Origin of the sequence: Microvirga sp. KLBC 81, from assembly GCF_003075415.1 — a bacterium.
Classification (GTDB): domain Bacteria; phylum Pseudomonadota; class Alphaproteobacteria; order Rhizobiales; family Beijerinckiaceae; genus Microvirga.
This window is the reverse complement of the sequence record NZ_QDAH01000004.1, coordinates 164,546-176,776: the sequence shown is the minus strand read 5'-3', so window position 1 is coordinate 176,776 and position 12,231 is coordinate 164,546. Positions and strand designations below refer to the sequence as shown.

Sequence of the window (12,231 nt, the reverse complement as noted above, 5' to 3'; positions counted from 1 at the left end):
TGCCCGGAATGAGTCGATAGCGGGCACTCCGCGGTGTGAAATCAGAGGTCCCGATAGCCCCGTCGCCACTTGGCCTGTGCCAAGATCTCCAGCCCCGCGCCGGCCTCCTCGTCAAAGATCTCAACCAACTCCTGCCCGTTGGTGCGGATCCGGTCCCCGTTGCGCACTAGGCGCACGGTCCCGAAGAGATCCCGCTCGATCCTGAGGGAGTAAAAGCGCCGGATGTCCTACTCCGGGTCGACCTGGTGCAGAACGAGGTAGCACTTGGCGAGCCAGCTCACGTCCTCTGAGCCAAAGGTCAGCTTCTATCTGGCCAAGCGTGTTGGCAGTGCGGTTGCTGACAGCCGCGATCAAGCTGCTGAAGTTCTTGGCCTCCTGATCAACCTTTGTCCTGCTGCCAGACCGCAGCGGGGCGATCCTGGCACGGCTAACCACGGATGAACTGGCAGCCCTGTTCTTCCGTTTTCTTCAGGGGCTTTCTGACGGGAGATAACCCATGCTCAACCGCATGCTGCTTCTCGGTCTTCTGGCTCTTGGGGCAGCTCTGCCCGAGGCGGTGCTGGCTCAGGCCGATCAGATCCTTCGCAATCCGGATGGAACAGTCGTCGACCCGGTGCTGCGCTACCCAGATGGAACCCCCGTCCCAGCGACCGCCCAAATCTGGCCACGCGAGACTAACGTGAATATCGCACCGCGGGATGTCGATGTGACTGGCACAGTTCTCCCGGCACTCCCGCAGCGGGCTGATCGTCCTGGCTGCGCGGTCCAAAGCTATGTGGTCGGTCCGAACCAGCGGGTTCGTGTCCATCGATGCTGAGGACTGGCGGGCAGATTTCTTGCCATGAAGTCGGGGCCGATCGCGGCTGTGCTGGCGGCCCGTCTTCCCCGACACAAGGCCGAGCCGGAGCGGTTGCCGATGGTGGAGATTGTTTGACGCAGGTGAGGTACAGCGCCTTAGCCGCGCTGCGGCGATGAGCATTGAGCTATGATCTTATGGCCCAATGCGATTTGCCCCCTTCGCATTGGGCAAGGAGAGGACGAGGGCCGTTGTAGCCCCAAGCCCCACCCTTGCTCCTCTCCTCCTTCAATTCGCACGGGGTACTCCCTTTTAGCCCCTGTGGGTCAGCGAGAGTTGCGGTATGTTTTCCTCGCCTGGAGTTCTTGGGCGAGGGGAAAGACGAGGACCAATGCCGGGGGGCGTGGTCCTCGTTTTGCTTTCAGCCGTGGCATTCGTCAGTATTCGTGAGCGCACCGCGGTGCTGTCGAAGCGTCTTCGCGGTTCGCTTTATTGGGCCGAGCAGTGTCCGGATCGTCTTCCGAGTACGCTCAGGTGACACGCTATCTGGTTCCCCAAAGGCAACTATGCGATATCGCGGCTCATTCCGAGAGTCCGCACTCGGCCAATTTGGCGCGTGTGAATGGAACGGCTGCCGCACCTAGAGCATCGTGCGGAACCGAAGGTCTGCGTCAGCGACCCGAAGGGCCACGCCAGTGAAAAGTGGATCCGGTTTTCCGCGTCACACGATGCTCTCATTCAAGGAGAAAGCATCGGATGGGTCCCAAAAGTGCAAATCCACTTTTGGTTCGATGCTGTAGAATAACGCAATCTGCGGCTCACATCCGGGACCGGGATGCAGCGGAGGTCATGTGGCATCGTCAGGATTGCGGAAGCGATTGCCGATGAAGTGCCGGCTGAGACCGGTGGCGTCTATAACTCGCTTGAGACACCAGAACGATTCAATCGAGCGACCCTCCGCTTGAGCCACTGCAGTTTCCCGGCCGAAGGATGGGTTATTGAACTCAAGCCAGTGCAGGTCCACCACGCGAAGCGCCTCGCCCGGCTCAAAACCGCAAAATTGCTCGAGCCGGTGCGCGAAGGCGGACATCGGCTCTCTTCCGTCGAACCGCGGGACTTTGTCGAGCTTGCCGTCTTGGCTCAGCACCGCGATTGCTGCCTCGCGGTCACGCCGGGCGTTTTCGGCCACCACGAATGGCGCGAAGGCCACCCGCTGCTCCTCAGTGGCGAAGTCGAATGCATAATGGCTGTCGATCTGTAGCTTGGCCATTGCGTCTCGGTCAGCCTTCGCCAGCATCTGATCGGTCGGCGACAGGATCAGGATATCGATGTCGTAATCAGGATCCTTGCCGGGCCGGATCGCCGTGGCGGGGATCCCGGCCGCCACCAACTTCGACCGCACCTCGTCAAGGTCCATTTTGATCTTTGCCGCCGGGGCGCGCTGGTTCTCGTGCGTGGCACCCTGTGGCCCGCACGCTCCGGCGAGTGATGCCGCCCAAAAAAGAATCGCTATCTTTGTGCTTACCCGCATAAGCGTCTCAAGATCATGCGAACGCCGTCACCATTTCCAGCCCGGAAGCCGGAGAGCTGCACGGACATCAAGCGTCCGAAACGGGTGGATAGCCTCCAGCGCCGCGCCTGTCTCAGCCTTATTCCACACACGGCCCTCAGCGACATTTGCTCTGACGGTAACATTTAATAATAGCGCCCTAACTGAGGGGGCCATTGCGAATCTCCGGCTTCGGGCGCCTGTGGCCCTAGCTGGGGGTGTAAGGCTTCCCAGCCGGGGGCAGGTGCGGAGAACGAACAACCCCGCAGTGTTTGGGTTGTTCGGCTGTCCAGTGTCTCATCAGACCGTAGGGGGCACATGACAAACACCAAGGGTACTGACGGTTTCTATAATGTTTGTCGCGAACCTTATTGTCCGTTGCAGCGCTAATATGTGCTGCCCCCTGCTACCGTAGATTCAGTTCTGACTTCATCAGGCCAGGCTCGAGACCACGTCAGCGATCTCTGCCGCCTCTTCCGCCCGAACCGCCACCATTGCCAGATCCCTGGGAGCTATTTGCAAGGCCGCCCGTGCCAGGAGGGGCGCCTCCGCTGCCGTTGCCGTTACTGCCCTTCCCACCGCTGTTGTTAGTGCCACCATTGCCGGTGCCATCGCCGCCGTTGCCGCCGCCATTGTTAGTGCCACCATTGCCAGTGCCTGGTCCGGACCCGCCCGTGTTTCCTCCGCCGTTGCCGGGATTGCCGTTGTTGCCGTTGCCGTTGCCGGGACCGCTATTGCTCCCACCACCGCCAGAGCCCCCGCCGGATGAGCCGCCACCGGAGGAATCACCGCTCGAGGAACCGCCGCCCGAGGCGCCGCCGCCACCGGAGCTACCACCCGAGGAGCCGCTGCCAGAGCCGCTGCCAGAGCCGCCACCCGAGGAACCACTACCCGAGGATCCGCCGCCACCAGAGCTACCGCCGGAGCCTCCACCCGACGATCCACCACCCGAGGATCCGCCGCCACCAGAGCTACCGCCGGAGCCTCCACCCGACGATCCACCACCCGAGGAGCCACCGCCGGATGAGCCCCCGCCGGATGAGCCACCACCGACAGAGCCTCCACCCGAGGAGCCGCCACCACCCGTGCCACCTCCAGTGCCACCACTACCGGAACCAGCTCCGCCAGAACCACCGCTGCCTGTGCCACCCCCGCCGGAGCCACCACCGCCCTTGCCACCGCTACCGGAGCCACCCGAGCCACCGCCACCGGAGCCTCCTCTGTCGTTGCTGGCCCTGTCAGTGCCACGGTCGCTGTCGTTCGAGCAGCTCTCCACCCCAGTTGCGGGATTGATCCAACCGCTTTGCAGACAGGTGGGGGGCGGCAACGGATTAACCGGGATAAGAGTGACGGAATGGCCAACCGCACCATCACGCCTGGGCACGCCCTCCGTCAGGCTTGTAAATTTGGCATCTTGGTCGAGCTGTCGGGTAGTCGTGCGTTGTGCCTGGGGGAGGATTGCGCACCGGCATACTTCGTGTCCTCGCACCACCTGCAGGCCGCAGTTCGCGTACCTTGAAACGTCGGGGACGTCCGGAATGCATTGCTGTCTAAGGCTTGCCCCCTGTGCGTGTGATGATGTCGGATACGCTAGGAGCATTGCAATTCCCGACACAGCGAGGATGAGTGAAGGCTTCATGGCTCCCCCTTTCACAGTAGTTCCAACTCGGAATCTGAACGTTAGGAGTCATGTCTTACCGAAATTGATGTCCTTGCTGGTAGTTCTCCTCAGTACTAGCCCGGTATCTCTGATTTCAGTTCAGGTATAAATACTGAGTACATCTAGGCTACTGCCGTGACTAAAAAGTCCTACTCCTAATGGAGATTCAAGAATGGCAGAAATTCATCGTGGAGAAGGGCTGCAGCATTAAGGCCAACATCAGCCCCGACACAGGCGGGCAGAGATTACGTGCCAAACCAGCCCTATTACTACGCCATACGGATCACCTGACCCAAAGGTGAACGTTGGTTCTGCTCCGAACATGATGCGGCACGGGCCGGCTGGCGCAAGGCCATGATCTGATGAGAAGCCTACGAGCAACTCCGCTTCCGAGATCGATATCGAGATGCCCGCCGTCGTCACGGTGGCCTGATCCACTGAGCGGTGGATCTAACCCTCACTTGTTGTTCCGGTCGGCAACATCCAAGGTCGCACTCGAGTGAGACCAGGACAGGCGAGCCCCTGGTGCGGCAGTCGCCCTCAGTGGCGCAAACGAGTGCGCTTCTAAGGTACCGCCCCTCCTCCACCCAGGGCCTAGACGTATACGCTTTCTGGAAGCATCACCTTCTCGCCGCAATAGAGATCCGACGCCAGGCCTCCGCCATTAGCGCACGGTTCGCGGCCAACAGAGCACCGGACGACCGCACCGAGACCATCTTCGGTCCCCTATTGATCTCCGCCTCTTGAGGGCTTGCATCGGCCAACCGAACGGGAGCCGTGTTGACGCCCGGCGGCGGGCGCACTTCCGTTTCAGGGAACCACCCGATCGCGGCCAGATGCACTTGGGCCCTACGACAGTACTCGGCGCTCAACGGAGACATGCTGCCCTCACCGTGACCGGCCCGGTACTTCATCAGCGCCCGGCAGAGGTCCCCACCAGCTAAACGCCAGGCTTTTGCGAGGTAAGCCACTCCATAGCGGATGTTCGTCTCCGGCTGAGCCAGATCAGCAGTCGTGCCGCTAAAGCCCATCATCGCAGCTGTGGTGGGTCGAACCTGCATGAGCCCGATCTCCCCGACTGAGCCAACAGCCGTTGGGTTGTACCCGCTCTCGATCCGCACCACCGCATCGGCAATGGCAGCGGGAAGTCCACGAGAGACCGCCTCTCGTCTGATGATGTCCAGATACAGCGAACGACCGGGGAATTCCTTGAGAACAGCCTGATCCTGGGGAGATGAAGTGATTGAGGCAGCAAGCACCTGTGCTTGGACGCCTTGGATTTGGGCACCGCCCGAACTGAGGAGGGCCAGCACCAGTATGGCCCAGAAGAAAACCTGTGATCTCAACATCGCGCCTCGACTTCGACTAAAGCCAGTCTGGCGCGGAAAGGTTTAGACCTGGTTTGCTGCACCCGACCAAAGGACTTGCGCGCGAAGCGTAACCTGCAGGATCGCTAAGCTCAATGCAGGCGAGCGGCGGTATTTCGGGGGAGTTCGTTTTGGACATAGTACGGACACAGCTTTAGAAGACGCTCTACCCACTTTGCCTAAGTCCTCGAACACTTTGGTGGGTGTACAAGGACGCGAACCTTGGACCCGCAGATCAAGAGGCAGCTTGCACCTCAACAATTTCAGCAACTATCTGTAAACGGCTCAGTCTTGTGATGATTAAGTCACAATCGGGTACAGCTAAATTGTAAACCAATGCTCCGCAGACTTCGATGTCGGCCGCCAGTGTCGTCATAGTCCAATCAGACACCTCAGAACCAAGCCTGGGGCATTGCTGCCGGCGATCCGACACTGCTGCCCTAAGCTGCGCTGAAGGCCACGGGAGATCAGTCTATCTCTGAGAACGGGCGCCCTCCGCATCTGTACTCCCTTCGGCAGGAGCGCTGCCGTGGGCGGCAAGCGCCCAACACAGCAAACCCAACTGGGTTCTTCACCCGCAATTGAGACTTATCTGCACAGGCCTAGGCCAATATTGGCCGCTTATGCTGATCGAGCTAGAGCATCGTGCGGACCCGAAGGGCCGCGTCAGCGAAAAGTGGATCCGGTTTTCGCTGACGCGGACCTCCGGTTCCGCACTCAACGATGCTCTCATTGAAGGAGATAGCATCGGATTGGTCCCAAAAGTGCAGATGCACTTTTGGGACCAATCCGATGCTGTAGACGACGCGCGTCAGCGGTCTGTACTGCGAGAGGTGGTCTACGACAGCAGCCGCGCGGCTCGTGACAGGATAGGATCGACAGCAACCAGTCTCGGAGCTTACACGGCCCGCTTCCGCCCTCAGGTGCCCCATCCACGAGTCTTCTCACAATCTCGAAGTTTCCGCCATTCAGCTCTCGCGCCCACTTTCCCATCCCTCGCTGGTGATGGCCATGTTAGGGTTTGACAAACCCGGCATAACCGTAAGGGTCTCCTGATCAAGCCGTACTGGAAGCGCCGAGCTCACAGCCGAAAGCTTTCTAAGGAGCATCATGGCATCCGCCTTCTGGGGAATGAGATGGGCATTGTTCGCGAGAGACTTGAGGGCATCCTGGCGCGTCTGGCCGCGCGCGCGGACGACGAGCGCGTGTTCCTGCGCGTCTATGCGGAGACGGCCCGCGCGGCGGCCGACGCTGCCGATGCCCGCTCGCAGGCGGGGGTGCCCCTCGGCCCGATCGACGGAGCGATCGTCTCGATCAAGGATCTGTTCGACGTCGCCGGCGAGGCCACCGCGGCCGGATCGCGCATCCTGCGCGACGCGCCGCCCGCGCGGCAGGACGCGGAGGTCGTGCGTCGGCTGCGTCAGGCGGGGGCAGTGATCCTCGGCAAGACCAACATGGTCGAGTTCGCCTTCTCCGGTCTCGGCCTGAACCCGCATTACGGCACCCCCGGCAACGCCGCCGACCCGGCGGGCATTCCCGGTGGCTCCTCCTCGGGGGCGGGCGTGTCGGTCGCGGAGGGCACAAGCACGATCTCGATTGGCAGCGACACCGGCGGCTCGGTGCGCATCCCGGCGACGCTCAACGGGGTGGTCGGTTTCAAGCCGACCGCGCGCCGGGTGCCGATCAAGGGCGTGTTTCCGCTCTCGCTGAGCCTCGACTCGGTCGGGCCGCTCGCCCGTTCCGTTCAGGACTGCGCCTTCGCCGATGCGGTCATGGCGGGCGAGGAGCCGGCCGTCCTTGCGCCCTTTCCGCTGAGCGGGCTCCGGATCGGGGTGCCGCGCGGCCGCCTGTTTGCGGAGACCGAGCCGCTGGTGACGGAGGCCTTCGAGGCGAGCCTCGGCCGCCTCTCGAAGGCCGGGGCGACGATCCTCGACCACGACATCGAGGATCTGCTCGAAGGAATGGCGCGGGCAACTTCCCTCGCGTCGATTGCGTCGGTTGAGGCAAGCGAGATCCACGCGGATTGGATCGTAGCGAGGGCTGACAGGATCGATCCGCGCGTGCAGGTGGGCATCGCCAGGGGCGGCACGATCCCGGCGCCGGCATATCTTCGGATGATGCGGCAGCGACGGGCCCTGGCTGCGGCCATGGACGAGCGGCTGAAGCCGGTAGATGTCATGGTCATGCCGGCGACGGCGATTTCCGCTCCCCTGATCGCGCCGCTGGCCCTCGACCCCGAACTCTACAGCCGCACGGATCTCCTCATCCTGCGCAACACCAGAGTCGCCAACCTGTTCGACCTCACCAGCATTTCCCTTCCGCTTCCCGACATGCCGAGTCCTATCGGTCTCATGCTGACTGGACGCAATGGACAGGACCGCCGGCTTCTTGAGATCGCGTCGAGCGTCGAGCGCGAACTGGCTCGGTAGCAGGAGAACGGCCCTCCTCACGACGATTGAGGCGCGCTCTCAGGGGCTCCTCCTGAGCTCCGCTTCGAGATTCAGCATCGGATATTCCTTGGCGATCTCCGCCAGATCCTCGTGCAGTTCCGAGATGATCCAGTCGCAGATATGGTATACGATCGGCCTGTGCGGTCTCGCGCGGGCGCGCACCAGATGGCAGAGACGCTCGGTCTTCATCAGATCCAATCGAGCCGGCACCAGCGCCTTCGTGCGCAGCCAATGGGCGACTACGTTTAGCCATCCGAGCGCCACGCCCTGTCCCAGGAGCGCTGCCTGCACGACGACGGCATAATCGGAAAAGATCAGGGAGTTGAGGGCCTCTCCGCCGCGCCGGGGCGAGAAGAGCCCGGACCAGTCGGGTTGGGCGTTGCTGAGATTGACGACTGTGCCCGCAACGACCTCGGCGCCCTGCTCCTCGCGGATGTGCTGCTCCAAGTAGAGGGGAGTGCAGATCGGCAGTAGGATTTCCGGCATGACGAACACGGCCTCGTGCCGCTCGTCGGAGCCGCTGACGAAGCGCATTCCGAGATCAACGTCGTCGACGGGCCCGCCGAGCGGCCCGTTCAGAAGCTGGAATCTCAAGTCGACGGACGGAAAGGCCGCCTTGAACTTCCCCATCCGCGGCATCAGCCAATGGGTCGTGAAGCCTGTCGAAACGGACAGTGTCACAGTCTCCATTCCATTCTGGCGGTCTTTGATCTCCCTGATCGCGGCCTCGATGCCGGTAAATCCTCGCGTGATGCTATCGAACAGGAGCTTCCCCTCCTCGGTGAGAGCGGCTCCCGAGGGCATGCGGTAAAACAGCTTGATACCCAGGTGCTCCTCAACCCGCGAGATCATTCGACTCACAGCGGCCGGGGTTACGTTGAGTTCATCGGCAGCACGCGAGAAGTTACCGCATCGGGCCGCAGCCTCCAACGTGAAGAGTGCATTCATCGAAGGTAAGGATCTGCGCAGCGAGGTCATTACATCATGTAACATAGGCCCTGACTTTTTTTCAATAGCGTCGCATCCCGGCTTTTGATCTCTTCCTCTCCAAGACAGACCTGATGATGTCGCAAGGAAACCGGGCAACGCAGCTTTCTCTCCGCCTTCCCGGCTGGCGGTATTCAAGTCTTCATCACTATGCGTAAGAAGTTTTGCGGAAGAACACAGTAAAAGAATTTAGTTTTCTCAGAAAAGCCTAGGAATATGGAGTAAGGGATCTCATGGCGAAACCTAAGGGTGTAGGGGTCTCGATCAAATCTGCGACGAAAACCTACGGAAGTTTTCGAGCTCTCGACAACGTAAGTCTCGACATCAGCCCCGGCGAGTTCGTATCTATTCTTGGGCCATCCGGCTCCGGCAAAACCACCTTTCTCGGTATCCTCGGCGGCTTCGTGCAGCCCAGCTCCGGGGCCATTTTCCTCGGGGATGAGGATATTACATTTTCTCCACCTCACAAGCGGGAGATCGGAATCGTCTTTCAGAACTACGCGCTGTTCCCCCACATGAGCGTCGGGGAGAACGTCGCTTTTCCGCTCCGTGCGCGGCGCATCCCGAAAGCGGAATGGCCGGACAAGGTCCGCGATGCGCTTGCCATGGTCGAGCTGCAGGGCTTCGAGAAGCGCCGCATCTCGGAGCTTTCGGGCGGTCAGCGCCAGCGCGTCGCCCTGGCGCGCGCCATCATCTTCGAGCCGCGGCTGATCCTGATGGACGAGCCGCTGTCGGCTCTCGACAAGCAGTTGCGCGAGAGCATGCAAATCGAGTTGCGCCATCTCCATCGCAAGCTGGGTTCCACGATCATTTATGTGACGCACGATCAGCGCGAGGCGCTGACGATGAGCGACCGCGTCGCCGTGATGAACAAGGGCAAGATCGTTCAGATCGACACGCCCGAGCGCCTGCACGACTGGCCCGTGGACTCGTTCGTTGCGAGTTTCATCGGTGAGGCCACCCTTGTTCCCGTCGATAAGGTCGGACCCGGCAAGGTCAGGATCGGCAAGATCGCCCTGCGTTCCGATCACGCGATCCCGGCCGCGGGAGAGGCGTTCCTCGCCGTTCAGTCCGAGAAGCTGATCATCGTCGACGGGGAGGCGCCCGACGGCATGAACTATCTGGCCGGCACCGTCACCGAGGTGCTGTTCCAGGGCGAGAGCATCCGCGTCTTCCTCGAACTCGAAAATGGCAAGACGCTGAGCGTGCGGCAGGCCTGTAATCACACCAGCCGACAGAAGATCAAACCGGTCGGCGCGCCCATGACCGTCGCCCTGCACCCCCAGGATACGATCATCGTTCCAAGAACGTAATCGCAAGACTTCAATCCTCAAAACCTCACGAGAGCATGCAGATGTCACTCACTTCCTTCAAAGTCCTCACGTTCGATGTGGTCGGTACGCTTATCGATTTCGAAAAGGGCGTTCTGGACGCCATTCGGCATATCGGCGGCCCGAAAGCGGTCGAGGCGACGGACGACAAGATCTTCGAGGCCTACAAGCGCGGCCGCGACAAGTTCTATGGCCGCTCCAGCTTCGCAATGAAGGATGTCTACCTGTCCCTGGCCAACGAGCTCGGCTTCAAGAACGACGAGGCGACGGCGGACGCGTTCCAGCTCTCCGTCTTCCGCTGGCCCGCTTTCAGCGACTCCGTCGATGCGCTCAGGCGTCTGCGCAAGAATTTCCGCCTCGTCGCGATGACAAATGCCGACCGCACGGCCTTCTCGGCCTATTCCCATACGCTGGGCAACCCGTTCCACGACAGCGTCACCTGTGACGAAACAGGCGTCGCGAAGCCAGATCCGCGCTTCTTCGCCTTCAATTGTGGCCGTCAATCCGCGCACGGATACAAATTTGAAGAGATCCTCCATGTGGCTCAGAGCCAGTATCACGACATCGGAGTCGCGCGGGAGCTAGGTTACAAGGTTTGCTGGATAGAGCGCCGGCAGGGTCTGAAGGGATTTGGCGGCACGCCCGAGCCCAAGGTGCTGACCAAGCCCGACTACCACTTCTCGACCCTGAAGCAGCTTGCCGACGCAGTGGACGCGGAAATCCAGGGCTTCGCCAAGACCGCGACAGCCGCCTAGCAGCGACCGCCCCATCATGGTGCTATTCAAACCTTCTCCCGAGATTTCCTCGCTCTGGACCCACACGGCTGAAACCGGGCCCCGCTTCGCTTCGCTTGCGGGCGACCACCAGTACGACGTGGCGATCATCGGTGGCGGATATACGGGCCTCTCGACGGCCCGGTATCTGGCGCGCAAGGGACTCAGCCCCGTCGTGCTCGAAGGTAACCACATCGGATGGGGCGCCAGCGGCCGCAATGGCGGTGTCGTCTCCGGCAAGTTCCGGCTCGCCTTTGCCGACATCGCACAATCGTGGGGCATCGACACCGCGCGGCGGATGCACGACATCGGCCTCGAAGCGATCGAGCATGTCGGCGAACTCGTCGAAGCCTACGACATCAAGGGGGCAGACTTCCGGGAAAGCGGAAGCCTGCGCTGCGCTCATAACGAGATTTCCCTTCAGGCCCTCAGGAAAGAGGTCGACTGGCTCAAGGGCGCCCTCGGCGACCACTCGGTGTCGATACTCGCTCCCGCGGAGATGGTAGAGGAGACCGGCTCCAAAGGCTTTGTCGGCGGCTTGCTGAATACCCATGGCGGGATCATCCATCCCCTTAACTTCGTCCGTGGGCTGGCGTCCGGCATCGACCGGATCGGTGTGACAATCTTCCAGCAGAGCCCCGCCACGGCGATCCGCAAAGTCCGGGACGGCCTCGTCGTCGAAACTCCCGGTGGCTCCATTCGGGCCAAGCAGGCCGTGATTGCGACGAACGCCTATTCCGATCTCACGCCCGCCACGGCGAACGTCAAGCGTACCCTCATCCCGTTCCGCAGCGCGATCATTGCGACCGAGCCGCTCACGGGAACGCCCGGCGAGGGCCTTCTCGCGACGGGACGAAGCTACACCGAGACACGGCGCATGATGCGCTGGTTCCGCAAATCGGGCGACCGGCTCCTGTTCGGAGGACGCGGCGCATTCGGCAGGAACGATTCGCCAAGCGCCTTCGCGGCCTTGGAAAGAGCGATGGTTCTTCAGTTTCCTGAGCTTGCCATGGTGAAGGTCACTCACCGCTGGTCGGGACTCGTGGGCATGACGCTGGACAGCATCCCCCATGTCGGACGCCTCGACGAGCGCGTTATCTACGCAATGGGTTACAACGGCACTGGCGTCGCCATGTCGACCCTCATGGGAAAGTACCTGGCAGAAATCGTAACCGGCGGAGAACCGGACATCGGCCTTCTGAGGACGGAGCATCTCAAGAAGGTTCCCTTCTATGTCATCCGCGAACCTGCCGTCCGGCTGGTGGCCGGCTGGTACCAGTTCCTGGATGCAATCGGGCGGTAAGGCCCAGGATGAAGA

10 protein-coding genes are annotated in these 12,231 nt (G+C 61.5%); 5 read left to right on the top strand and 5 right to left on the bottom strand.

Translation table 11 applies throughout. The annotated features are described in order from the left end of the window. Positions 1-41: 41 nt before the first annotated feature. Positions 42-224, bottom strand: coding sequence for a WGR domain-containing protein (locus DC522_RS35760; RefSeq protein ID WP_256369836.1), 183 nt, complete (start codon positions 222-224; stop codon positions 42-44). A gap of 272 nt (positions 225-496) precedes the next feature. Here DC522_RS35760 and DC522_RS04850 point away from each other — a divergent pair, with 272 nt between their 5' ends. Next, complete coding sequence (locus DC522_RS04850) at positions 497-817, top strand: hypothetical protein (protein WP_116527567.1); 321 nt, start codon at positions 497-499, stop codon at positions 815-817. 826 nt (positions 818-1,643) lie between these two features. On the opposite strand, the gene DC522_RS04845 is transcribed toward DC522_RS04850, so the two are convergent. The 3 genes from DC522_RS04845 to DC522_RS04835 all read right to left on the bottom strand — a co-directional run bounded on the left by DC522_RS04845 (position 1,644) and on the right by DC522_RS04835 (position 5,354). Then, positions 1,644-2,213 carry a hypothetical protein gene (locus tag DC522_RS04845; RefSeq protein ID WP_133239227.1) on the bottom strand — a complete coding sequence of 190 codons (570 nt, stop codon included), beginning with the start codon at positions 2,211-2,213 and terminating at the stop codon, positions 1,644-1,646. A gap of 564 nt (positions 2,214-2,777) precedes the next feature. Next, a complete protein-coding gene (locus DC522_RS04840) occupies positions 2,778-3,554 on the bottom strand; it encodes a hypothetical protein (protein ID WP_116527565.1) in 777 nt (258 codons plus the stop codon). A gap of 1,071 nt (positions 3,555-4,625) precedes the next feature. After that, positions 4,626-5,354: a lytic transglycosylase domain-containing protein gene (locus DC522_RS04835; protein ID WP_116527564.1), complete on the bottom strand. Its 729-nt coding sequence runs from the start codon at positions 5,352-5,354 to the stop codon at positions 4,626-4,628. A 1,154-nt stretch (positions 5,355-6,508) separates the two neighbouring features. On the opposite strand from DC522_RS04835, the gene DC522_RS04830 reads away from it, so the two are divergent. Then, entirely contained in the window at positions 6,509-7,801 is a 1,293-nt protein-coding gene (locus DC522_RS04830; RefSeq protein WP_116527563.1) for an amidase, read from the top strand. Between the two features lie 39 nt (positions 7,802-7,840). Here DC522_RS04830 and DC522_RS04825 read toward each other — a convergent pair whose 3' ends face one another. Then, positions 7,841-8,800, bottom strand: a complete 960-nt coding sequence (locus DC522_RS04825; RefSeq protein ID WP_116527562.1) for a LysR family transcriptional regulator — start codon at positions 8,798-8,800, stop codon at positions 7,841-7,843. A 242-nt stretch (positions 8,801-9,042) separates the two neighbouring features. Here DC522_RS04825 and DC522_RS04820 point away from each other — a divergent pair, with 242 nt between their 5' ends. From DC522_RS04820 to DC522_RS04810, 3 genes are read left to right on the top strand one after another with little or no spacing between them, the layout of a single operon-like run. Then, positions 9,043-10,122 (top strand): ABC transporter ATP-binding protein, encoded by a 1,080-nt coding sequence (locus DC522_RS04820; RefSeq protein ID WP_116527561.1) that lies wholly within the window; start codon positions 9,043-9,045, stop codon positions 10,120-10,122. Positions 10,123-10,163: 41 nt separating this feature from the next. Next, the gene (locus DC522_RS04815; RefSeq protein ID WP_116527560.1) at positions 10,164-10,895 is read left to right on the top strand and encodes an HAD-IA family hydrolase; all 732 of its coding nucleotides are present in this window, start codon (positions 10,164-10,166) and stop codon (positions 10,893-10,895) included. 16 nt (positions 10,896-10,911) lie between these two features. After that, positions 10,912-12,216 carry an FAD-binding oxidoreductase gene (locus DC522_RS04810; protein WP_116527559.1) on the top strand — a complete coding sequence of 435 codons (1,305 nt, stop codon included), beginning with the start codon at positions 10,912-10,914 and terminating at the stop codon, positions 12,214-12,216. The last annotated feature ends 15 nt before the right edge of the window (positions 12,217-12,231 follow it).

Bases quoted from the DNA above. Each gene is read 5' to 3' on its own strand.
- DC522_RS04825 (WP_116527562.1), bottom strand. From the start codon at position 8,800: ATGACCTCGCTGCGCAGATCCTTACCTTCGATGAATGCACTCTTCACG.
- DC522_RS04820 (WP_116527561.1), top strand. From the start codon at position 9,043: ATGGCGAAACCTAAGGGTGTAGGGGTCTCGATCAAATCTGCGACGAAA.
- DC522_RS04830 (WP_116527563.1), top strand. From the start codon at position 6,509: ATGGGCATTGTTCGCGAGAGACTTGAGGGCATCCTGGCGCGTCTGGCC.
- DC522_RS04850 (WP_116527567.1), top strand. From the start codon at position 497: ATGCTCAACCGCATGCTGCTTCTCGGTCTTCTGGCTCTTGGGGCAGCT.
- DC522_RS04835 (WP_116527564.1), bottom strand. From the start codon at position 5,354: ATGTTGAGATCACAGGTTTTCTTCTGGGCCATACTGGTGCTGGCCCTC.
- DC522_RS04845 (WP_133239227.1), bottom strand. From the start codon at position 2,213: ATGGACCTTGACGAGGTGCGGTCGAAGTTGGTGGCGGCCGGGATCCCC.
- DC522_RS04810 (WP_116527559.1), top strand. From the start codon at position 10,912: ATGGTGCTATTCAAACCTTCTCCCGAGATTTCCTCGCTCTGGACCCAC.
- DC522_RS04815 (WP_116527560.1), top strand. From the start codon at position 10,164: ATGTCACTCACTTCCTTCAAAGTCCTCACGTTCGATGTGGTCGGTACG.